At 68.6% G+C, this 19,847-nt stretch carries 24 protein-coding genes and 2 pseudogenes; 17 read left to right on the top strand and 9 right to left on the bottom strand.

Annotation, left to right across the window (positions count from 1 at the left end; genetic code table 11):
- Positions 1 to 136: 136 nt before the first annotated feature.
- From D1409_RS20245 to D1409_RS20210, 10 genes and pseudogenes are all read left to right on the top strand, one after another.
- Complete coding sequence (locus tag D1409_RS20245; protein ID WP_123538811.1) at positions 137 to 670, top strand: inorganic diphosphatase; 534 nt, start codon at positions 137 to 139, stop codon at positions 668 to 670.
- Between the two features lie 189 nt (positions 671 to 859).
- Positions 860 to 1,030 (top strand): DUF7331 family protein, encoded by a 171-nt coding sequence (locus tag D1409_RS24840; RefSeq protein ID WP_164471810.1) that lies wholly within the window; start codon positions 860 to 862, stop codon positions 1,028 to 1,030.
- Positions 1,031 to 1,191: 161 nt separating this feature from the next.
- Positions 1,192 to 1,329 (top strand): hypothetical protein, encoded by a 138-nt coding sequence (locus D1409_RS24835; protein WP_164471809.1) that lies wholly within the window; start codon positions 1,192 to 1,194, stop codon positions 1,327 to 1,329.
- Between the two features lie 116 nt (positions 1,330 to 1,445).
- Positions 1,446 to 2,306 (top strand): annotated as a pseudogene (locus D1409_RS20240) (alkaline phosphatase family protein); the annotation flags it as partial.
- A 558-nt stretch (positions 2,307 to 2,864) separates the two neighbouring features.
- Positions 2,865 to 3,350, top strand: a pseudogene (locus D1409_RS25460) (alkaline phosphatase family protein); the annotation flags it as partial.
- A gap of 262 nt (positions 3,351 to 3,612) precedes the next feature.
- Positions 3,613 to 4,137: a DoxX family protein gene (locus tag D1409_RS20230; protein ID WP_123538810.1), complete on the top strand. Its 525-nt coding sequence runs from the start codon at positions 3,613 to 3,615 to the stop codon at positions 4,135 to 4,137.
- Positions 4,138 to 4,151: 14 nt separating this feature from the next.
- On the top strand, positions 4,152 to 4,451 hold the full coding sequence (locus D1409_RS20225; protein WP_123538809.1) for a hypothetical protein: 300 nt from the start codon (positions 4,152 to 4,154) through the stop codon (positions 4,449 to 4,451).
- A gap of 165 nt (positions 4,452 to 4,616) precedes the next feature.
- Positions 4,617 to 5,522, top strand: coding sequence for a DUF7139 domain-containing protein (locus D1409_RS20220; RefSeq protein WP_123538808.1), 906 nt, complete (start codon positions 4,617 to 4,619; stop codon positions 5,520 to 5,522).
- Positions 5,523 to 5,634: 112 nt separating this feature from the next.
- On the top strand, positions 5,635 to 5,961 hold the full coding sequence (locus tag D1409_RS20215; RefSeq protein WP_123538807.1) for a transcription factor S: 327 nt from the start codon (positions 5,635 to 5,637) through the stop codon (positions 5,959 to 5,961).
- Between the two features lie 142 nt (positions 5,962 to 6,103).
- Complete coding sequence (locus tag D1409_RS20210; protein WP_235853639.1) at positions 6,104 to 6,619, top strand: hypothetical protein; 516 nt, start codon at positions 6,104 to 6,106, stop codon at positions 6,617 to 6,619.
- Between the two features lie 41 nt (positions 6,620 to 6,660).
- Here the strand turns inward: D1409_RS20210 and D1409_RS20205 are convergent, their stop codons facing one another.
- Together D1409_RS20205 and D1409_RS20200 are read right to left on the bottom strand one after the other, a co-directional pair.
- Positions 6,661 to 7,389, bottom strand: a complete 729-nt coding sequence (locus D1409_RS20205) for a methyltransferase domain-containing protein (RefSeq protein ID WP_123538805.1) — start codon at positions 7,387 to 7,389, stop codon at positions 6,661 to 6,663.
- The gene (locus D1409_RS20200) at positions 7,386 to 7,775 is read right to left on the bottom strand and encodes a nascent polypeptide-associated complex protein (RefSeq protein ID WP_123538804.1); all 390 of its coding nucleotides are present in this window, start codon (positions 7,773 to 7,775) and stop codon (positions 7,386 to 7,388) included. Before D1409_RS20200 ends, D1409_RS20205 begins: the two co-directional genes overlap by 4 nt.
- A gap of 330 nt (positions 7,776 to 8,105) precedes the next feature.
- Here D1409_RS20200 and icd point away from each other — a divergent pair, with 330 nt between their 5' ends.
- Both icd and D1409_RS20190 read left to right on the top strand, forming a co-directional pair.
- Positions 8,106 to 9,374 (top strand): isocitrate dehydrogenase (NADP(+)), encoded by a 1,269-nt coding sequence (gene icd / locus D1409_RS20195; protein WP_123538803.1) that lies wholly within the window; start codon positions 8,106 to 8,108, stop codon positions 9,372 to 9,374.
- 63 nt (positions 9,375 to 9,437) lie between these two features.
- On the top strand, positions 9,438 to 10,301 hold the full coding sequence (locus tag D1409_RS20190; protein WP_123538802.1) for an alpha/beta fold hydrolase: 864 nt from the start codon (positions 9,438 to 9,440) through the stop codon (positions 10,299 to 10,301).
- 41 nt (positions 10,302 to 10,342) lie between these two features.
- On the opposite strand, the gene D1409_RS20185 is transcribed toward D1409_RS20190, so the two are convergent.
- On the bottom strand, positions 10,343 to 10,819 hold the full coding sequence (locus D1409_RS20185) for a PUA domain-containing protein (RefSeq protein ID WP_123538801.1): 477 nt from the start codon (positions 10,817 to 10,819) through the stop codon (positions 10,343 to 10,345).
- 182 nt (positions 10,820 to 11,001) lie between these two features.
- Between D1409_RS20185 and D1409_RS20180 the strand changes: the two genes are divergently transcribed.
- Positions 11,002 to 11,187, top strand: coding sequence for a hypothetical protein (locus D1409_RS20180; RefSeq protein ID WP_123538800.1), 186 nt, complete (start codon positions 11,002 to 11,004; stop codon positions 11,185 to 11,187).
- A 147-nt stretch (positions 11,188 to 11,334) separates the two neighbouring features.
- Positions 11,335 to 12,849: an HVO_2922 family protein gene (locus D1409_RS20175; protein ID WP_235853637.1), complete on the top strand. Its 1,515-nt coding sequence runs from the start codon at positions 11,335 to 11,337 to the stop codon at positions 12,847 to 12,849.
- A gap of 59 nt (positions 12,850 to 12,908) precedes the next feature.
- Here D1409_RS20175 and D1409_RS20170 read toward each other — a convergent pair whose 3' ends face one another.
- Positions 12,909 to 13,406, bottom strand: coding sequence for a LabA-like NYN domain-containing protein (locus D1409_RS20170; protein ID WP_123538799.1), 498 nt, complete (start codon positions 13,404 to 13,406; stop codon positions 12,909 to 12,911).
- A 43-nt stretch (positions 13,407 to 13,449) separates the two neighbouring features.
- Positions 13,450 to 13,632 carry a hypothetical protein gene (locus D1409_RS20165; protein WP_123538798.1) on the bottom strand — a complete coding sequence of 61 codons (183 nt, stop codon included), beginning with the start codon at positions 13,630 to 13,632 and terminating at the stop codon, positions 13,450 to 13,452.
- A gap of 139 nt (positions 13,633 to 13,771) precedes the next feature.
- On the opposite strand from D1409_RS20165, the gene D1409_RS20160 reads away from it, so the two are divergent.
- Complete coding sequence (locus D1409_RS20160; protein ID WP_123538797.1) at positions 13,772 to 14,761, top strand: NAD-dependent epimerase/dehydratase family protein; 990 nt, start codon at positions 13,772 to 13,774, stop codon at positions 14,759 to 14,761.
- 29 nt (positions 14,762 to 14,790) lie between these two features.
- Here D1409_RS20160 and D1409_RS20155 read toward each other — a convergent pair whose 3' ends face one another.
- A complete protein-coding gene (locus tag D1409_RS20155; RefSeq protein WP_123538796.1) occupies positions 14,791 to 15,069 on the bottom strand; it encodes a hypothetical protein in 279 nt (92 codons plus the stop codon).
- A 90-nt stretch (positions 15,070 to 15,159) separates the two neighbouring features.
- On the opposite strand from D1409_RS20155, the gene D1409_RS20150 reads away from it, so the two are divergent.
- Positions 15,160 to 16,218 (top strand): NAD(P)-dependent glycerol-1-phosphate dehydrogenase, encoded by a 1,059-nt coding sequence (locus tag D1409_RS20150; RefSeq protein ID WP_123538795.1) that lies wholly within the window; start codon positions 15,160 to 15,162, stop codon positions 16,216 to 16,218.
- Positions 16,219 to 16,393: 175 nt separating this feature from the next.
- Positions 16,394 to 16,798, top strand: a complete 405-nt coding sequence (locus D1409_RS20145; protein ID WP_123538794.1) for a hypothetical protein — start codon at positions 16,394 to 16,396, stop codon at positions 16,796 to 16,798.
- Positions 16,799 to 16,846: 48 nt separating this feature from the next.
- On the opposite strand, the gene D1409_RS20140 is transcribed toward D1409_RS20145, so the two are convergent.
- The 3 genes from D1409_RS20140 to D1409_RS20130 all read right to left on the bottom strand — a co-directional run bounded on the left by D1409_RS20140 (position 16,847) and on the right by D1409_RS20130 (position 19,795).
- A complete protein-coding gene (locus D1409_RS20140) occupies positions 16,847 to 18,442 on the bottom strand; it encodes a hypothetical protein (RefSeq protein ID WP_123538793.1) in 1,596 nt (531 codons plus the stop codon).
- Entirely contained in the window at positions 18,439 to 19,188 is a 750-nt protein-coding gene (locus D1409_RS20135) for an ABC transporter ATP-binding protein (RefSeq protein WP_123538792.1), read from the bottom strand. The genes D1409_RS20140 and D1409_RS20135 overlap by 4 nt, the downstream gene beginning before the upstream one ends.
- A gap of 82 nt (positions 19,189 to 19,270) precedes the next feature.
- Positions 19,271 to 19,795, bottom strand: a complete 525-nt coding sequence (locus D1409_RS20130; RefSeq protein WP_123538791.1) for an NUDIX domain-containing protein — start codon at positions 19,793 to 19,795, stop codon at positions 19,271 to 19,273.
- Positions 19,796 to 19,847 lie beyond the last annotated feature (52 nt).

Raw genomic sequence — 19,847 nt, 5'->3', positions numbered from 1 at the left:
TCGGGGTAATATCACGTGATGATAATCCGACCGAGACCCCGGAGAGACGCCGATATCGGCGCCGACCGGGGCGGTCGCTGCGGCCGATCGGTCGAGGTCGAAAACTCTTTGCCGCCGCCCGGAGGAGTCGCGGGTGATGTCCAACCTCTGGGAAGACCTCGAGACGGGGCCGAACCCGCCCGAGGAGATCTACGCAGTTGTCGAGTGCCTCAAAGGCGAGCGCAACAAGTACGAGTACGACAAGGATATCCCCGGCGTCGTCCTCGACCGCGTGCTCCACTCGAACGTCCACTACCCCTCCGACTACGGGTTCATCCCGCAGTCGTACTACGACGACGAGGACCCCTTCGACGTGCTCGTCCTCGTCGAGGACCAGACGTTCCCCGGCTGCGTCATCGAGGCCCGCCCGGTCGCCATGATGAAGATGGACGACGACGGCGAGCAGGACGACAAGGTCATCGCCGTCCCCGTCGAGGACCCCCGCTACGACCACATCGAGGACCTCGAGGACATCCCCCAGCAGACCCTCGACGAGATAGACGAGTTCTTCGCGACCTACAAGAACTTGGAGGAGGGCAAGGAAGTCGAGACCCTGGGCTGGGAGGACAAACAGGCCGCCTACGACGCCATCGAACACGCCCAGGACCTCTACGACGAAGAGTTCCAGTAGCGCGCGCGCCCGCCCGGTCGCGTCGTTCGTTTTTTCACGTGATTTCACGGCCCGTGAACGGTTCGAACGCCGGACGTACCGGCGACGTGAACGGTCTCGAACTCACTCGAAACCGGGCGAAACCACGTACGACGTCGACCCCCTATATGGTCCGTCCGTCACTACGGATATCTGTCCGAGGTGACACTGATGCAGGAACGAGACCAGCCCTCCGCCGCCGCACTGCGCGACGAACTCTCCGCCGTCTCCGAGCGATACGTCGCCGTCGAGGTCGACGGCGACACCGTCGTGTTCGACACGACCGACCCCGACGCCTGGGTCCTGTCCGACGGCGCCGTCGACCCCGAATCCGTGCGGTAACCGCGATCTGACCGTCCTCCCCGCTCCGCGTCCGGGACGCTGATCCGCTGGGTCCGCCGGCCGGTACCCTCGACGTATGTCCCGGGCGCATCGCGCCCGCTCGACCCATAAATTATGAGCATGGGTAATTACTTGGGTGGCGCGTGCGTATCTCGACGCGTATGGCAACCAGAGACGCGACCACCGGGATGGCGCACCTGACGGTCGTCCCAGAGAACTACGACCCGGCGGCCGACGAGGCGCCGGCGGACGGTGACGACGTGGTCGAGGCGACCGCCGAGGACCGTACCGGGGAGTAGCGGCGCGCGGCGACGGTAAACGGCGCCGGGGAACGACGTGCTGACGGCGTCACCGACGGCCCCCGTGTCTGTCCGCGAGAAGAAGCTTCTTGTGCCCCACAGCGGTAAGCCGGGGTATGGGACTGTTCGACCGTATCCGCGGCGGCGACGACGACCCGCGGGTCGCTTTCTTCGGTATCGACGGCGTGCCGTATAGCCTCATTGACGAGCACAGAGAGGAGTTCCCGAACCTCGCTCGGCTGATCGACGAGGGCGCCGGGGGCGCCATCGACAGCATCGTCCCGCCGGAGTCCTCCGCCTGCTGGCCGGCGCTCACCTCCGGCGTCAACCCCGGCGAGACCGGCGTCTACGGCTTCCAGGACCGCGAAGTCGGCTCCTACGACACGTACGTCCCGATGCGCCGCGACGTCCAGACCAGGCGCGTCTGGGACCGCGTCCACGAGGCCGGCCGCGACGCGACGGTGATGAACGTCGTCACCACGTTCCCGCCCCAGCGCGACGTCCAGCGGATGGTGTCGGGCTTCCTCTCGCCGCAGGTCGACAAGGCCGCCTACCCCGACGACTTCCGCGACTACCTCAAGTCCGTCGACTACCGCATCGACACGAACGCCAGCCTCGGGCACACGGACAAGGGCGAGTTCATGGAGGACGCCCACGAGACCATCGACGCCCGCCACGAGGCGTTCAAACACTACATCGAGGAAGACGACTGGGACCTCTTTTTCGGCGTCTACATGACCACCGACCGGGTCAACCACTTCCTCTTTCGCGACTACGAGGAGAACGGCGAGTACAGCGAGGAGTTCATGGAGTTCTACCGCAAGGTCGACGACTACCTCGGCGAACTCCGCGAGCTGCTCCCCGACGACGTGACGATGATGGTCGCCTCCGACCACGGGTTCACGTCGCTCGACTACGAGGTCAACTGCAACGCCTGGCTCCGCGAGAACGGCTGGCTCTCCTACGAGCAGGACGACGACTACGTGTTCCAGGTCGGCGCCTGGCTCCGCGAGGGCGACCGCCTGTCCCTCGGCGCCGGGTACGCCGCCGACCTCGACGAACTCGTCGACCCGGCGGAACTGACCGCCGCGTTCGAGGACGGCCGACTCGTCGCCGGCAGCGAGGAAGCCCGCGACGAGGCCGTCGCCGCCGTCGAGAACGCCACCGCGGTCGTCGAGGAGGACGACGGGGAAGCCGTCGTCGTCGCCGCCGAGTCGGTCGAGACCAGCGCCGCCGAGACCGACGACGGGGAGGAGTATCACGTCGAGGCCGACCTCGTGAGCGCGTCGGGTGACGCCTACGTCGACGGCGACGGCGTCGTGGCGCTCACCGAGGAGGCCCGCGACCACGTCGTCGAGGGGCTCGAGAACGTGACCCCGAAGTCGCTCGGCGCCGACAAGGCCGACACCACCGAACTGCTCGACGACGTGCGCGTCGAGGACGACGGCGACGGCTTCCGAATCACTCTCGTCGCCGCCGACGGCGTCGCGCTGGGCACCGACCTGGGCGAGGACACCGACGTCCTCCAGTACACCCACGACGAACTGCCCGACATCGCGGACGACGCGGACGCCTACTCGCTCATCCCCGGCCGCTTCTACCTCAACCTGGAGGGCCGCGAACCGCGCGGGAGCGTCCCCGAAGACGAGTACGACGCGGTCCGGTCCGAGCTGAAGGCGGAACTCGAGGAGATGGAGGGCCCCGACGGCCAGCCCGTCGCCGAGCGCGTCGTCACCAAGGAGGACGCCTTCCGCGGCGACCACGACGACATCGCCCCCGACCTCGTCATCGTCCCCAACCACGGCTTCGACCTGAAGGCGGGCTTCAAGGGCCGGAAGGACCCCTTCGTGGAGTTCTCTGCCCGTAACGGCATGCACAGCTTCGACAACGCGACGCTGCTCGTCGACGACGACGAGGTCCGCATCTCCGACGTCGACCTCTACGACATCGCGCCCACCATCCTCGAACTGATGGACATCGACTACGAGCGCGGCGAGTTCGACGGCTCCTCGCTCGTCTGAGAACGCCCGCCCGACGCGTATTTTCCGGCTCGCTCTCCCGGGAGCCCCCGGCGCGTCGCTCGCCGTCTCGACCTTCTGCCGTTCAGCGCGCCGCCAGCCTTCGACCAGCCGCTCGCAGCCCCGATTTCGGACCCCTGTTCGTGTGGTGTTTTACAATCTATCTCGAACCGGGGCGTCGCCGTCTGTCGATTTTCAGTTACCGGGAACGTGCTCCGCTTTATATGTGCTATCGGCACCCACCTACACATGTGAGGTGACGATTATGGCAACCAAAGCGGCGAACCCACTCGGCGAGGAGTTCGCGTTCGACATGGGCGGCCCGATCGCGACGTACTGGGTCGCGATCCTGCGCGTGATCACCGGCTGGTGGTTCTTCCACGCCGGCGCGACGAAGCTGATCGAGAACGGGCTGGCCTACAGCTACGGGCCGATCTACATGCAGGGCATGGACGGGACGGCCCTGGGCGGCATCCCGGTCTGGATGGGCAACAACCTCGCGTGGCTCATCGAGCCGGGCGTCCCGCTGTTCGAGACGCTCATCGGGCTCGGGATCATGTTCGGCGTCCTGACGCGACTCGCCGCGTTCGGCGGGGCGTTCTTCATGACCCTGTTCTGGGTCGGGAACGCCGGCTTCGGGCACGGGCTCGTGACGGGCGACTTCATGGGCCTGCTGCTCATGATCACGATGGCCGCGCTGGCCGCGGGCCGGTACTACGGCCTCGCGCCCCTGATCGAGCGGACGAAGCTCGTCGAACAGCACCCGAAGCTCAAATACATACTCGGCTGAGGCGGTGACCACCAATGCAAGACACTATCGACGACACGATCGACAGAGCGGCGATGGCACTCGGCGGGGCCCTGATACTCATGGGCGTCGTCGTGCTCGGCATCGTCGAGATGCTCGCGGGCGAGCCCTACGGGGCGGCACCGCTGACCAACGACGCCGGTGAGGTGATCGCGACTCCCCTGATCGACCCGAACATCAGGACCGGCCTCGTGATCGCCGGGCTGGTCGTCCTGCTGGTCTGGCAGCTCTACCGCATGGCCGCGACGCCGGCGACCGAGCATACCGACCGGCGGGTCGACACGGCCGCCGACTGATACGAGCGACGCGCTGAGCCGATTCCGCCGCTGACACCGGATCGACCGCAGCGGTCCCGTTCGTCCGTTTTTCCACCCAGTCCGCGCGACTCCGGAGCGAGCGCGTCGACGGAGTCAGACGCGCGTCTGACGGGTTGTTTTGGTGTCTCACGGAGATCGATCCGTATGGCCAGCCTGACGGAAGTGTACGAGGGGCACCTGCGGACGGTGACGACCTCTCGTCGGTTCTACACGGGGGCGAGTCTCTTCGCGGCAGGGGCGGCGATGGTCGTCGGGAGCATCGTCGTATCGACGACGACAGCGGGGGCATCGCTCGGACTCGACCGCATCGCTGCGCGCACGCTCGCCGGCACGCTCGCGGGACTCGGACTCCCGGCGGCGCTGCTGGGCGTCTTCGCCGTCCTCCCGGCCGGCCGGACCACCCGCGCCGCGTCCGTCATCGGCGCGAGCGTCAGCCTCCTCGGCGTCGCCCTGTTCCGGGTCGCCTACCCCGAGCAGTGGTTCGGTGCCGGCGACCCGCTCGCGCTCGTCACCGTCGCCGTCTACTTCTTCGGCGCGATGACGACCCTCTCCTGCGTGTTCGCCGGTCTCGCCACGTTCAAGACCCGCAACGACCCCGGCGGCACCGCCCGCATGGATATCACCGAGGAGGGGAACGTCCGCCTCGTCGAAGACGCCGAACCGAGCGGTGGCTTCGGCAGCGTCGGCTTCCTGGGCTCGGACCCGCAGGGCGAGGTCCAGACCCAGACCAACCGGCAGGACCCGCCCGGGAACGAACCCACGAGCCGGGGTCAGGACGCCGAGATCCTCTCGGACTCCAGCGGACCACGCTCGAACCCCGGTCGCGGCGCCGGCGCAGCGGCCGACGGCGGGTCGGCCACCGTCGACGATCGCACCGACGCCGAGTTCCTCGAGACCGCGAGCGAGCGCGGTCGACCCGACGCCTACTGCGGCAACTGCGCTCACTTCGAGTACGTCAAAGTCGACGAGAAGATCACCCCCTACTGCGGGCTCCACGACGAACTCATGGAGGACATGGACGCCTGCGGCCAGTGGTCGGAAGCCGACTGACGGACTGTTCCTCCACTTCTGACGTATTTCGGTCCCCAGCGGCGTCCGCGTTCCGCCCCGGGCCGGACGGCGGATCCGGGCATTTTTCAAGGAGCCGCGGTGTACGCCGGGTATGAACTTCTGCGACGAGTGCGGTTCGATGATGAAGACCGAGGGAGACGCATGGGTGTGTGACAGTTGCGGCGCCGAGGAACGACGCGACGAGGCCGAAGAGGCCAAGACCGCCGTCACGACGCAGGGCCAGGAGGAGAGCGAAGTCGTCGACACCTCCGACGTGGACGCCGCCGATATGGGGCCGACGACCGAGACTCGCTGTCCCGAGTGTGGCAACGACCGCGCGTTCTGGGAGATGAAACAGATCCGCGCGGCCGACGAGAGCGAGACGCGGTTTTTCACCTGCACCGAGTGCGAGCACAAGTGGCGCGAGGACGACCACTGACGGCCCGCTGACTCGGACCGATGCCGCGACCGCCCCCGACGGCGGGGTCCCCGCCCCCGCCGTCCCCGAAGACCTGCTCGGCGACTGCTGGGAGCGCGTCGCGGACACCACCGAGACGCTGTTCGGCGTCGACGGGGCCGACGTGCGCGGCCGAACGCTTCTCTACGAGGACACCGACCTTCGAGCGGCGGTCCGCGCCGCGACCGACGGCGCCGTCGACCTGTCCTGGCGCTTCGTCTTCGCGACCGGACTCGCCTTTCGCCCGCCGCTCGCGCCCGGCATCGGGCCGGCGATGATTCTGCCGTCGGTGCGAAGCGAGGCGGTCAGACGGTTCGCCGACGACCTGCGAGCCCGCGGCGTCGTCGACGTCGAGCGCGGCCGGCGCGAGCGCGTCAGAACCGAGACCGGCGGCCGACGGCGACTCCGGCAAGTGACCGGTGAGGTCGCCCTCGACGACCGGGAGTCGGTCCCGGTCGAAGGGTGGGTCGGCGTCTGGAGCGACGGCGATATCACCGTCGGCGGCGGGGCGTATCCGCGAGTCTCGCTGGCCGACCGACTCGGCGTCGAAGCCGACGACAGCGACGACCACGCGCCCCTCCACTGCTCGCCGAGCGACTACCGAGATGCACTGCTCGACATCCTCCGAGCCGTCGACTGAACGGGTTCGGACGCGAACGGGGAGAACGGCACAGCGAGTCGCTACACCCGACGGCCGAAGGTGAGATAGCCGGTGTGGCCGACGCCCGCCGTCGAGGGGCGCGACCCGCGGTCGTCGAAGTCCATCTCGCGCTGGATCGTCTCCAGCGTCTCGACGTCGGCCAGCCCGACCTCGTGAGCCGCCGAGACGACCTCCCGCGTGTCCTCGACGAACGGCGAGTAGACCGCGACGTAACCGCCGTCCCGCAGCAGGTTCGGCGTCCGCTCGACCATCGTCGGCGCGTCCGCCGTGTCCAGCGTCACCACGTCGTAGCGGCCGAGGTCGCCCAGTTGCCCGGTCACGTCGCCGGTTCGCACGTCCACGCGGTCGGCGACGCCCGCCAGCTCCATGTTCTCCCGGGCCACGTCGGCGAACTCGGGGTCCTGCTCGAACGTGGTCACCGTCGCGCCACAGCGCCCGAGATACGCCGATAGCACGCCGGTCCCGGTCCCCGCGTCGAGCACGTGGTCGGCGGCGGAAATCCCGGTGTGGCCGACGATCAACCCGATATCTCGGGGCATCATCGGCGCGCCCGTCCGCTCGAAGTGATTGAACAGATCCGGTCCGCGGAGCTTCCGAACTGTGAACGGTTCGCCCAGATGCGTCTCGACGATGTCGCCCGGTTCGACGTCCTCGGGGACCTCCATCACGCCGAGGTCGGACTCCAGCGTGTCGCCCGGCCCGAGCAAGTGCTCGCGACCCTCCGCCTCGTGGACGAACAGCAGGCTCACTCTAACCGCTCGATGGCCGCCGCCAGGTCGCCGTTCGTCTCTTCGAGCGCGTCGCGCGCCTCGTCCTCGCCGACGCCCGCTCGCGTCGCGACCAGTTCCACGTCCTCGTCGGGGATCTCCGCGGCCCCGTTGTCGCCCTCGCTCTCCTCGATGGCGGGTTCGCTCCCGCCCTCGCCGACGGCGTGGGACTCGGGTTCGCCGACGATCGTGTAGGTCTGCTGGCCCTGCGCGTCCATGCGCTGGACGTCCGGCTTGGTGAAGACGAGTTCCTCGTCGGCCGTCCGAATGATGACCTCCTCGGCGTCGAGGTCCTGCATGTCGATACCCATCTGCTTCATCATCTGCTGCATCTTGCGGTCGTCCATGCCGCCGCCTCCTGGGAACATACACCTACCTCTGGCGGCCGGCGCAAAAAGCCTTAACAACCACCTTTTTCCCGGAGGGGTCGCGCGGTGCGCGACCCCTCCGGCAAAAACGTGGGCGAAAAAGGCCGCGAGCGCCGGCGGCGCTCGCGGAGGAACCGGCGCCTCCGGCGCCGGACGCTCACCCCACTCGACAGCTACCGCCATTACCCCACTCGACAGCCACCGCCATTACCCCACTCGACAGCCACCGCGCTCTCCCGCGCAGTTTACGGTCTGACCAGTCGCATCGCACCGATTTCAATATTTGTGCGATCAGCAACTGGCTATCCGATTCGCCGACACGTCGAAGCAATGGTGCCACAGTACGAACGAATCGAGGTTCCGCCCGACGGAGAACCGGTGTCGGTGACCGACGCGGCGGCCGACGAACTGAACGTCCCAGACGATCCCATCGTGCCGATCATCTACGGGGACGGGACGGGGACGGATATCGGTCCAGCGGCCGAACGAGTGCTCGGAGCGGCCGCCGAAGCGACCGGGCGAGAGATCCACTGGATGCGCGTCTACGCGGGGGAGTCCGCCAGAGAACGGTACGGCGAGAATCTCCCCGCCGAGACGCTATCGGCGCTCAGCGAGTTCCGCGTCGGGCTCAAGGGACCGCTGACGACGCCGGTCGGCGCGGGATTCCGCTCGTTGAACGTCGCACTCCGGAGAGAACTCGACCTGTACGCGAACGTCCGGCCGGCGTACTACATCGATGGGCTCCCGTCGCCGAGGCACGACCCCGAAGAGATGGACGTCGTCGTCTTCCGGGAAAACACCGAGGACGTCTACGCCGGTATCGAGTGGGAGGAGGACACGGCAGACGTCGAACGAGTCCGCGAGTTCGTCGAGGAAGAGATGGGGTACGACGACATGATCCACGACGGCCCGGTCGGCATCGGCGTCAAGCCGGTCTCGGAGTTCGGGACGAAGCGACTGGTCCGACGAGCTATCGACTACGCGCTCGAACGCGACCGCGACTCGGTGACGCTCGTCCACAAGGGCAACATCATGAAGTTCACCGAGGGCGGGTTCCGCGACTGGGGCTACGAGGTCGCCGAAGCGGAGTACGGCGACGAAGTGATCACCGAGGACACCCTGTGGCAGGAGCGCGACGGCGAACCGCCCGAGGACGCCGTAGTCGTCAACGACCGCATCGCGGACAACATGCTCCAGCAACTGCTCACGCGGACCGACGAGTACGACGTGCTGGCGATGCCGAATCTCAACGGCGACTATCTCTCGGACGCCGCCGGAGCGCAACTGGGGAGTCTCGGTGTCCCCCCGGGAGCCAACGTCGGCGACGGACGGATGCTGGCGGAACCCGTCCACGGGAGCACGCCGAAGTACGCCGGCCAGAACAAAGTCAACCCCACCGCGATGATCCTCTCCGGCCGGTTGCTGTTCGAGTATCTCGGCTGGGAGGACGCGTCCGAGGTGGTCCTGGAAGCTCTCCGGGCCCAGATTTCGTCCGGTAGAGTGACGTACGACATCGAGCGACACCTCGACGACGGCGAGCGACTGGGTACCAGCGAGTTCGCGACGGAAGTGGCCGACCGCATACGGGCTTCGCCGTAACCATCACCGGGCGGAGCGCTCCGCCCTGCACCTACTTGAGAGAGCCAGCCGTCGTGTCGACCGATGGGAATCTACCGCTCCTCGACGGGGCGAGACGTGCTACGAGCGGCCTACGCCAGAGCCGTCGAGAGACTCGGCGTCGACGTCGAGGAGCGATACGTCGAGACGCGACACGGCGAGACGCACGTCCTCCTGGCGGGGCCGCAAGACGGGCCGCCGCTCGTGGTCTTCCACGGCGGCAACGCCACGAACCCGATGACGCTGGGGTGGTACGCGGGGCTGGCCGACGAGTATCGACTGATCGCGCCGGACACGATCGGGCAACCGGGACACAGCGCCGAAACGCGGGTCGACCCGGACGGAGACGGCTACGGGGAGTGGGTGGTCGACCTCCTCGACGCGTTCACGCTGGAGAGCGCGCCGATGGTCGGGACCTCGTACGGGGGCGGTATCGTCCTCCGGACGGCCGCGGTCGCGCCCGACCGGATCGACAGCGCCGCGCTGGTCGTCCCGGCCGGGTTCGGGACCGGATCCGTCGTCTCCCTGCTGCGTGTCGGACTCCCGGCGATACTCTACCGCTATCTCGGGTCCGAGTGGTTCCTCGAACGAGTTCTCTCGGCTCTGGTGACCGCGTCCGATCCCGACCCGGTCGTCCGGGAGACGGTCGCCGCCTCGCTCCGCCACGTCGACCTCGAGCGGGAGTTCCCCGGCGCGACCGAAGCCGAACTCGACGGCTTCGACGCGCCGGTCGCGCTGTTCGTCGCCGAGCACGACCCGTTCTTCCCGCCCGAAATGACGGTCCCCCGCGCCCGGTCTCGGCTCTCCGGCCTCTCGACGACGAAAATCCTCGAGGGCGAAAAACACGTCCTCTCGCCCGCAGCCCAGCGGGAGGTGACCACGACGATCGCCGGCTTCCTCGACGCCTGATCTCCGTCGCTCGACCGCACCGAACCCCGGGACGGGGCGGCTCAGTCGTTCCCGTCCGCTTCCGCCCCGTCCCGAACGGACACCGCCACGCCGGTCTCGAAGTCGAGCATTCCGTCGCCGCTCAGTTCTGCGGGGCCGACGGCGAGCACCTCGCCGCGCTCGTGTGTGAGGACGACTTCGTCGCCCGGGCGAATGCCGGGGTCGGCGTCGCTGACGAACTTGGCGAAGGCGTTGCGGCCCTCGCGGACGAACGGTTCGCTCTCGTCGCCGACGACGACTCGGTACCGACCGTCCGGGAGGGCGGCGTGGAGGCGCTTCCCGCCGGCGACGCCGAGGGTGAACCTCCCGTCCGTGGCGTAGGTGACGAGTCGGCCGTCCGCGCCGATGACCTGCCGCGGCCGCCCGGAACTCGTGTGGGTGACCTCCGGGTCGCCGTCGGCGAACAGCGCCGTGCCGGCGCCCCGACCCCACTGGTAGTCGGCCACCCGCGTCAGCATCGCTTCGTCGTGCTCGTCCATCGCTCCCCCGTTTGCCCCGCCCCGTCTTGTATCTGTCTCACTCCGTGACGCCCGCCACCCCGACCGAACCGTGTCCCACGATACCAATGCACGACACCCTTCGATTCTATCACGATCGATCGTGGCCGTGTGACGCGGTTTCAGGAGAATTTATACGGATCGATTACCAAACTGAGGGTGTTATGACAGAGACGGATACACGGAAAGTCGCGTTCGGGTTGCTGTTGCTGGCGGTCAGCACGGTTCTCGTCTTCGGTCCGGGCACGCTCGGTGCGGGCGTTCCCGTCGTCGCCATCGCCGCAGGCACCCTCGGTCTCGCCGCCGGCGCCCTGCTCGTCGGCACGTCCGACCCCGGTCGTCCGGTGTAGAGCCGAGATCTCTCGATATCAGTCGGTGTATACTGCCGCTCTCCATCTCTCCGGTTCTCCCGTTTTTCGACACGTACAGCGGCGAGCCTGTCGTTTGAATCGTGATACATCTTTAACCGTGGCAAATACGTCTACTGATACCGACACATGTCAGGTGAACGGTCCAACCCGGACGTGATGGTACAGTGGTACCAGGAACGCATCGCGGAGCCCACGACCAGCGACGAAGTGTACGGCTACTGGGTGTTCGTCTTCGGGATCCTGGTCGGGATCCTCGGGATACTCCTGTTCCTGACGAGCGACGTGACGACTGCGACGACGCCGGGGAAAGCCGGCATCGCGCTCGCGGCTATCGCGCTCGTACTGCTGATGATCGGTCCGGTGATCCGCTTGCCCCTCCAGCGAACGGCGAACCGAGTCGCGTACGCCGGCGGCGCGGTCGCACTGGCCGGCGTCGTCGGGTTCCTGCTGGTGTATCCCGGCTGGCGCGACGCCGGCCTGGCCATCCCGGTCATCTCGCTGTACGGGTTCGGCGTCGTCCTGATCGCCGTCGGCGCCGCGCTGATCCCGGTCGTCGGCGGCACGCGCCGCGTCCCGGAGATCGACGCCGCCGCGGTCGACGAGTTCGACAACGACACGGCCGCGACCGACGCGACCGTCGACGCCAGTGAGACCGACGAGAGCGAAGCGGACGCCGTCGAGGAGAGCAAGGCACGCTTCGAACTGTTCCAGGACCGCGGCAGCAAGTGGCGCTGGCGGCTCCGCCACCGCAACGGCAACATCATCGCCGACGGCGGCCAGGGGTACAGTTCCCGCCAGAAGGCCGAACAGGGCCTCGAGAGCGTGCGGAACAACGCCGGCGGCGCGCCGGCCGTCCACGAGGAAGTCGAGGTCGAGGAGGACGAGGACCCCGCCGTCGAACCGTACCCGCCGGGCGAGAGCCAGGGGACGTTCGAAGTGTACGAGGACGCGGGCGGGGAGTACCGCTGGCGCCTCGTCCACCGGAACGGTAACATCGTCGCCGACAGCGGCGAGGGGTACGCCGACCGGAGCGGCGTCGAGGACGCCGTCGAGCGCGTCCGCGAGTACGTCGGCGACGCCGACTACCTCCGCGTCGACCCGGCGGCCTTCGAGGTGTACCGCGACGCCGCCGACGAGTGGCGCTGGCGGCTCATCCACCGCAACGGCGAGATCCTCGCCGACGGCGGCGAGGGCTACGCCGAGCGGACGAACGCTCAGGACGGCATCGAAAGCGTCCGCGAGACCGTCGGCGACGACGACGCGTTCGAGGTGTTCGAGGACAGCGCCGGCGAGTACCGCTGGCGACTCGTCGCGAGCAACGACGAGATCATCGCCGACGGCGGCGAGGGCTTCGCCTCCGAGCGGGGCGCTCGTGACTCCATCGAACGCGTCCGGGAGCACGCGCCCGAGGCGTCGGCGCTGGACTACACCGGCGCCGCCTTCGAACTCTACGAGGACAACGCCGGCGAGTACCGCTGGCGACTCCTCCACGAGAACGGCCAGATCGTGGGCGACAGCGGCGAAGGCTACGCCTCACGCACCGGTGCGATACACGGCATCCAGAGCGTCAAGCGCAACGCGCTCAACGCCGAGTTCGCGGACCTCGACGCGGCCGAAGACGCGAGCGCCGACGGCGAGTAACTCGGAGAAGCGGTCTCGACGGCGATTTTTCGGTTTCGACGGACGCGTGAGCGACGCCTTCAGAGCAGGAATCGGTCGACTTCGTCGCTCATGTCCGTGAAGTGGTCGGTGGCCGCGATCAGTTCCTCCGCGGTCGACTCCTGGAAGGCCATGACTTCGGTACGGACGCCCTCGTGACGGAGGTGCGAACAGAGCCGGGAGAAGTCGCCGTCACCGGTCGCGAGCACGACGGTGTCGACGTGGTTGGCGAGCGTGACGGCGTCGAGGCTCATTCCGACGTCCCAGTCGGCCTTCTTCGACCCGTCGCCGAAGGTCTTGATGTCCTTGATGCGGGTCTCGAAGCCGATGTCGACGAGGGCCTCGAAGAACGTCTCCTCTTCGGGGGCGTCGGCTCGGATGACGTAGGCGACGGCGCGAGTCAGCTGGCGGCCGGCGACGGCTTCGTCGAGCAGCGCCGAGTAATCGATGTTGCGCGTGTAGAGGCTCCGGGCCGTGTGATAGAGGTTCTGCGCGTCTGCGAGAACCGCAACGCGCTGTCCCGGATGGACGTTTTCCATGCCTGTGCGTGGACGGGCCGCCCGGATAGCTCTTTGGCTCTGTTCAGGTCCAGGCGCGGAGACACACGAGCGAACAGAACCGGAGGTCGATCGTCGCCGCCTCGCCCCCGTCGGTGCGCGCGCTCGACTCGGCCTCGTCCTGACCGCCCGATTCCCCGTCTCTCTCGACGTGCGCCCGAAGCGTGTACGCAGGTCTCCCCTCCTCCCGGCAGTTTGCACACTGCATACACGACACGAACGGTCCCGGTACCTTTGTTATACGGCCTATAAACGCGCTCTGTCGAGCGATTCCTCCACGACGGCTCGCCCGGAGTCCGCCGACCGTCGGTCACCGGTTTTTACCACCGAGGGCACCAATCGACGGTATGACCCGACACGTACTCTTCGTCGGTGGAACGCGCTTCATCGGCCGCCGTGCCGTCGACGAGTTCCGCGAAGCCGGCTACGACGTGACCGTCTTCCACCGCGGCGAACACGAGAGCCCGTTCGCCGGCGAGGACGGTATCGACCACGTCCGGGGCGACCGCACGGACGAGAGCGACCTCGCCGCCGCTGCGGCCACGGACCCGGACGTCGTGGTCGACCTCGTCGCCTACCAACCACGCGACGTGCGCGCGGCGACCGAGGTGTTCGACGGCGCCGACGCCTACGTCTACGTCTCCAGCGGCGCCGCGTACGGTGCGGAAGACGTACCCAAACGCGAAGGCGAGACGCCGCTCGAACCCTGTAGCGCCGCGCAGGCGACCGACGACTCACACGAGACGTACGGCGCGCGGAAGGCCGAGGGCGACCGCGCCGTCTTCGCGGCCGCAGAAGACGGAGTGAACGCCCTGAGCGTCCGCCCCTGCGTCGTCTACGGACCGCACGACTACACCCGCCGGTTCGACTACTGGATCCAGCGGGTCGCGAACTACGACCGCGTGCTCGTCCCCGGCGACGGGACGAACCTCTGGCACCGCGTGAGCGTCGAGAACGTCGCCCGCGCACTGCGCGTCGTCGCCGAGGAAGGGACCCCCGGCGAGGCGTACAACGTCGGCGACTGGCGACTCCAGACGCTACGGGAGACCGTCGAGACGGTCGCGAACGCGCTGGACACCGACGTGGAGGTCGTGACCGCCGGCGAGCGCGAACTCGCCGCCGGTGGACTGGACCCGGCCGAGTTCCCCCTGTACCGGGGCCCGCCACACGTCCTCGACACGAACAAACTCCGGTCGCTGGGCTGGGACCCCGTGGCGCCCGAAGACGCTATCGCCGAGACCGTCGAGGCGTCGCCGGAGTCCGAGGCCGACGAGGCCCAGCAGGGGCCGGACCGCGAGCCGGAAGAGCGGGTGCTGGGCGTGCTGGAGACGCTCTAGGGGTTACCGCCTGACCCCGAGCGCGGCGCCTACGCCAGCTGGGCTACCCACACGCTGGTCAACACGCTCCGGAGTACCTCGTCGACGACGGCGAACGACAGGTACGCCATCGCGGGTAGACCGCTGGCCGTACGGGAGCCGAACGTTCGGACCGGGTGGAGGACGACGTTCAGGAGGTTCAGGTACGCCTGTGCGAGGACCAGGAGGCCGACGGCGACCGCCAGTTCGACGACGAACGCGCGCCGTCCGGCGCTTCGCGCGAACCGGCGGCCGGCGTCGGTAATGCTGCCGGCGTTGACACGACTCATGCCCGGAGGGTGGCTCCGCCGTCGTCTAAAACTACTGTCACGCGTGAACGTGACGGCCATCTTTTTGTCTCGCCGTGTGAGAGTCGGAGTATGTTCGAGAAGTCGACCTGGATACGGCTGCCGCGGAACGTCGTCGTGGGCCACGGCGTGCTGGACGACACCGTGGCGGCCGTCGACGAACTCCACCTCGCCGGCGACCCGCTGATCGTCACGAGCCCGACGCCGGCCAGGGTCGCCGGCGAGCGCGTGGTCGAGGGGTTCGCGGACGCCGGATTCGACCCGCAGGTCGTCCGCATCGAGGAGGCGACCTTCGGCGCCGTCGAGGAGGTCATCGAAGTCGCCGTCGCCGACTCCGTCGGTTATCTCGTCGGCGTCGGCGGCGGCAAGGTGATCGACGTGACGAAGATGGCCGCCGAGGACGTGGGCAAGGGGTTCGTCTCCGTCCCGACCGCCGCCAGCCACGACGGCATCGTCTCCGGCCGGGCGTCCATTCCGGAGGGCGACACCCGTCACAGCGTCGCCGCCGAACCGCCGCTCGCGGTCGTCGCCGACACGGAGATACTCGCCGACGCCCCGTGGGAACTCACCACGGCCGGCTGTGCGGACATCATCTCCAACTTCACCGCGGTGCGCGACTGGGAGCTCGCGCACAGGCTGAAAAACGTCGAGTACCACGAGTACGCCGGTGCGCTCTCGCGGATGACCGCCGAGATGCTCGTCGAGAACGCCGACTCCATCCGGCCCGAACTGGAGGAGTCGGCCTGGATCGTCACCAAGGCGCTCGTCTCCTCGGGCGTCGCCATGTCTATCGCCGGGTCGTCGCGACCCGCCTCGGGCGCCGAGCACCTCTTCTCCCACCAGCTCGACCGCATCGCCCCCGACCCGGGCCTCCACGGCCACCAGGTCGGCGTCGGGTCGATCATGACCGAGTACCTCCACTCCGGCCCGAAGGGCCAGTGGCGCGACATCCGCGACGCGCTCGCGAGCATCGACGCGCCGACGACCGCCGAGGAACTCGGTATCGAGGCCGACACCGTCATCGAGGCGCTGACGACCGCCCACGAGATCAGAGACCGCTACACCATCCTCGGCGACGGCATGAGCGAGGAAGCCGCCCGTGAAGCCGCTCGCGTCACCGGCGTCATCTGACGGGCGAACGGATCGACCGCGGAGCGTCGCTACTGACGGTGCCACCGCACGTTCTCGATAGCAGGTGAATGAGCGCTCGTCCGCATCCCAGCGAGGTGTCGCGGACAGTGCTGTCTCTCGGATCGTCACGTCCAGCAATTACATACGTTCGTGACACGGACCCTATCGACACAGCATGGTGTCAACCCGCTACGACAACGGGAGACAGATCATCGAGAACTGGGACGCCGTCTTCAGAGCTCTCTCCGCGGAGCCGCGTCGTCAGCTCGTCGTCTCTCTGAGCGATGCTCCCGCGGACGGGTCAGTGCCGTTGCCGGAGAGCGCGGTCAACCCCAACGTCCCGGCCGACCCGAAATCTCTCCGTCGGGAGTTGCACCACACCCATCTGCCGATGTTAGCGGATCTGGGGTTCGTCGAGTGGGAGCGGGAGCCGCTGGTCGCCGCTCGCGGTCCGCAGTTCGAGCAAGTCGCAGCGGTGTTCGAGGCACTCCATTCGAACGCGACCGCCATCCCGGATTCGCTGGTCGTCGGGTGTCAGCGTCTCGAGGAAGAACAGCAGACGGACCTCGACCTCCGATAGTCGACTCGATTCCTTCGCTCGTCGACTCCCGCCCCCGCGGGTTACCATTCACTCGACCGAGTACGCGTCGAGCCTCGCGACCGCGTGCCGATAGGCGAACCACGACACCACGGAGGCGACGGCGGCGGTGACGGCGACGCCGCCGACGAGCGTGGTCGGTGCGACCGACGGTGAGAGCGCGAGCGCGCCGACGGCGCCGAACCCGGGCGCGGCGACCGCGATCATCCCGACCGTGTAGACGGCCGAGGCCGACTTGTTGGGCACCTTGACGCTCCCGCCGAGCAGCCCCTCGGAGTCGGGCGGGTAGTGGACGCCGAGCGCGAGCGAGAGCGTGGGCGCGAGGACCGCGAGCGCGAGCGCGAACACGCCGACGGACAGGACGGCCAGCGGACTCGCGTCCCCGACGCCGAGCGCGACGCCCAGCGCGCCGCCGACGACCAGCGGCATCGCCGGCAGGACGACCGCGAGCGCCTTCGCCCGGACGATGTCGGCGCTGGACAGCCCCGACGTGAGCAGTCCGGGGAGCGCGTCCCCCTCCGTCCCGAGCGGGTTGAGCGTGAACCCGCTCCCCGCCGCCAGCGAGCCGGCGAAGGCGACGATCGCCGGGTACATCGCGGTCGAGAAGGGGCCGTGATACACGAGTTGCTCGCCCATGACGAGACCGACGAACACCCCCGGGTAGACGTACCAGAGCGTCTTGGGCGTGCGCTTGGTGCGACGCCACGTCAGCTCGACGAGCGTCGCCGTCGGGCGCGGGACGACGGACGCGAGCACGTCCCTGATCGGCGTGGACTGCCCGACGTCGGCGACCTCGGTCTCCTCGGTCGGGCGGCGGACGTGGTCGCCGTACCAGACGGCCGCGGCGAGGCGGACCGACGCGGCGAGCGCCACTCCCACGAGCCCCAGCGAGACGGCGAGGAATCCACCGGCGAGGACCGGCGAGGCGCCCGCGCCCGGGACGGTGACGAGGAGGAGGTCGCCGGCCCACGACAGCGGCGTCGCCTCGAGGACGGCGCTGACGTACTCGCGGGTGAACAGGACGAGGTAGAAGACGCCGAGCATGACGACGCCGAGCCCGAAGCGGGCGTTGCCGGAGAGGTCGTAGCCGTCGAGCACCCAGCGAGCGGCGAAGCCGACCGGCGCGGTCACGACGCCGGCGACGACGAACAACCAGAAACTGCCGGCGACGAGCGAGACGGCCGCGACGGGCATGTCGGCGCCGGCGGCGAAGGCCACACCGGCCGTCAGCGCCGCCGGCCAGAACAGCGCCGTCCAGATGGCCGTCTGGCGGGCGACGCTCCCGACCGCGACCGAGCGCGTCGACGTCGCCGTCAGGAAGGCGACGTACCGGTCCTTGAACTCGCTGTTGCCCCCGGCGGCGCCGAGCACGCCCATCAACGAGAGCAGGACGAGCCCCGACAGCGTCGCGCCGCGGACCTGCGCGACCGCGGCCACGCTGTCTCCGCGGGCGAACTGCTGGCCCACGTCGTACGCGCCGGGCCCGAACAGGCCCGATAGCTGGAGCGCGAAGAAGACGGGGATGACGAAGAAGAACACCGTCATCCGGGTCGACTCGCGGACCTTCCGGTAGATCTGTCGGAGCGAGGTCCGCGCGACGACGACGACCGGATGGACGGGCTTCATGACTGCTCGCGCAGCCGAGCGGTGGGGTCGGCGTCGGTCGTGAGCTCGACGAACGCGTCCTCGAGCGTCTCGCCGTCGAGGTCGGCCTTCAGCCGCTCCGGGTCGTCCTCGGCGAGCAGTTCGCCGTCGTACAGCAGGCCGACCGTGTCGGCGAGTTCGTCGACGACCGGCAGAACGTGCGTCGAGAGGAAGACCGCCGCGCCGCCGTCGCGCAGTTCGGTGAGTGCGGCCTTCAGCGTCCGCGCGGCGTTGGGGTCCAGCCCGCTCGTCGGTTCGTCGAGGAAGAGCACGTCGGGTTCGTGGACGATGGCCTGGACGACGCTGGTCTTCTGTTTCATCCCCTTGGAGTAGGTCTCGATGCGGTCGTCGGCCGCGTCGAGGCCGAACCGGTCCAGGAGCTCGGGGAGGCGCTCGCGCGCCAGTTCGGGGTCGAGACCGCGCACGTCGGCGACGGCCGACAGCTGTTCGCGGGCGGTGAGTTTCTCGTACAGCGGCGGCGTGTCCGGGACGTACCCGATGCGTTCGCCGAGGCGGTCGCGGTCGCGCACGTCGACGCCCGCGACCGTCGCTGTGCCGTCGCTGGGCCGTGTCAACCCGGTCAGCAGGCGCATCGTCGTGGTCTTCCCGGCGCCGTTGGGACCGAGAAAGCCGTATATCGTCCCGCGCTCGACCGTCAGGTCCAGTCCCTCGACGGCGGCGACCGAGCCGTATCGCTTCGTGAGCCCGTCGGTCTCGATGGCTGCCACTGACCGGCAGTAGGGGCGAGCGCGGTGCTAAGTGTTCCGGTGACCGGGAGGAGCGCAGGCGGCGCTGTTCGGTCGACCCGCGTCAGTGCGAAGGGACCGCGGAGTCCGGGAGCGTCGCCTCCCAGCGGACGCCGTCGTCGGCCGACGCTCCGCCGTCCCCGTTCGGTCCGGGGACCGAGGCGGTCGACTCCGCGTCGGCCTCCGCCTCGAAGACGGCGACGAGTCGGTACACCGGCGGCCGTTCCGGGTCCTCCTCGTCGCGGACGCCGAGGATCGTGACCCGTTCGAGACCGGTGAGCGAGCAGTCGACGCCGGTCCGGTCCCGGATCGCTCGCTCGGTCCCGGCGACGACCCGTTCGCTCGCTCGCGGCTTGCCGCGTGGCACCACCCACTCCCCGTCGTGTTCGACCAGCAGGACGTCCTCCGCGTCGTTGTACAGCTGGACGTACGCGTCGACGATACCCCGTCGACAGCGCTCGCTCGCACGCTCGTAGGCGTCCCGTGAGACGGCGACCGTCGTCTGGTTGATGGGGAACCCACTGTAGTCCTCCCGGAGCGCGACCAGTCGGTCTTCCACCCGGTCGCGGGAGGCCTCGGTGACGGACATTGTCCGCAACTGCGTCCACTCCCAGATAAACCCGTCCCTTCGTTCAGACGGA

It is taken from the genome of Halosimplex salinum, from assembly GCF_003730195.1.
Lineage (GTDB): Archaea > Halobacteriota > Halobacteria > Halobacteriales > Haloarculaceae > Halosimplex > Halosimplex salinum.
This window is presented reverse-complemented; position numbering and strand designations above follow the sequence as displayed.

Excerpts from the sequence above, each read along its gene's own strand:
- D1409_RS20225 (WP_123538809.1), top strand. The coding sequence starts at position 4,152 with ATGCAAGACACTATCGACGACACGATCGACAGAGCGGCGATGGCACTC.
- D1409_RS20160 (WP_123538797.1), top strand. The coding sequence starts at position 13,772 with ATGACCCGACACGTACTCTTCGTCGGTGGAACGCGCTTCATCGGCCGC.
- D1409_RS20155 (WP_123538796.1), bottom strand. The coding sequence starts at position 15,069 with ATGAGTCGTGTCAACGCCGGCAGCATTACCGACGCCGGCCGCCGGTTC.
- D1409_RS20175 (WP_235853637.1), top strand. The coding sequence starts at position 11,335 with ATGTCAGGTGAACGGTCCAACCCGGACGTGATGGTACAGTGGTACCAG.
- D1409_RS20185 (WP_123538801.1), bottom strand. The coding sequence starts at position 10,819 with ATGGACGAGCACGACGAAGCGATGCTGACGCGGGTGGCCGACTACCAG.
- D1409_RS24835 (WP_164471809.1), top strand. The coding sequence starts at position 1,192 with ATGGCAACCAGAGACGCGACCACCGGGATGGCGCACCTGACGGTCGTC.
- D1409_RS20200 (WP_123538804.1), bottom strand. The coding sequence starts at position 7,775 with ATGTTCCCAGGAGGCGGCGGCATGGACGACCGCAAGATGCAGCAGATG.
- D1409_RS20140 (WP_123538793.1), bottom strand. The coding sequence starts at position 18,442 with ATGAAGCCCGTCCATCCGGTCGTCGTCGTCGCGCGGACCTCGCTCCGA.
- D1409_RS20180 (WP_123538800.1), top strand. The coding sequence starts at position 11,002 with ATGACAGAGACGGATACACGGAAAGTCGCGTTCGGGTTGCTGTTGCTG.
- D1409_RS20150 (WP_123538795.1), top strand. The coding sequence starts at position 15,160 with ATGTTCGAGAAGTCGACCTGGATACGGCTGCCGCGGAACGTCGTCGTG.
- D1409_RS20190 (WP_123538802.1), top strand. The coding sequence starts at position 9,438 with ATGGGAATCTACCGCTCCTCGACGGGGCGAGACGTGCTACGAGCGGCC.
- D1409_RS20145 (WP_123538794.1), top strand. The coding sequence starts at position 16,394 with ATGGTGTCAACCCGCTACGACAACGGGAGACAGATCATCGAGAACTGG.
- D1409_RS20220 (WP_123538808.1), top strand. The coding sequence starts at position 4,617 with ATGGCCAGCCTGACGGAAGTGTACGAGGGGCACCTGCGGACGGTGACG.
- icd (WP_123538803.1), top strand. The coding sequence starts at position 8,106 with ATGGTGCCACAGTACGAACGAATCGAGGTTCCGCCCGACGGAGAACCG.
- D1409_RS24840 (WP_164471810.1), top strand. The coding sequence starts at position 860 with ATGCAGGAACGAGACCAGCCCTCCGCCGCCGCACTGCGCGACGAACTC.
- D1409_RS20165 (WP_123538798.1), bottom strand. The coding sequence starts at position 13,632 with ATGCAGTGTGCAAACTGCCGGGAGGAGGGGAGACCTGCGTACACGCTT.
- D1409_RS20230 (WP_123538810.1), top strand. The coding sequence starts at position 3,613 with ATGGCAACCAAAGCGGCGAACCCACTCGGCGAGGAGTTCGCGTTCGAC.
- D1409_RS20130 (WP_123538791.1), bottom strand. The coding sequence starts at position 19,795 with ATGTCCGTCACCGAGGCCTCCCGCGACCGGGTGGAAGACCGACTGGTC.
- D1409_RS20215 (WP_123538807.1), top strand. The coding sequence starts at position 5,635 with ATGAACTTCTGCGACGAGTGCGGTTCGATGATGAAGACCGAGGGAGAC.
- D1409_RS20245 (WP_123538811.1), top strand. The coding sequence starts at position 137 with ATGTCCAACCTCTGGGAAGACCTCGAGACGGGGCCGAACCCGCCCGAG.
- D1409_RS20170 (WP_123538799.1), bottom strand. The coding sequence starts at position 13,406 with ATGGAAAACGTCCATCCGGGACAGCGCGTTGCGGTTCTCGCAGACGCG.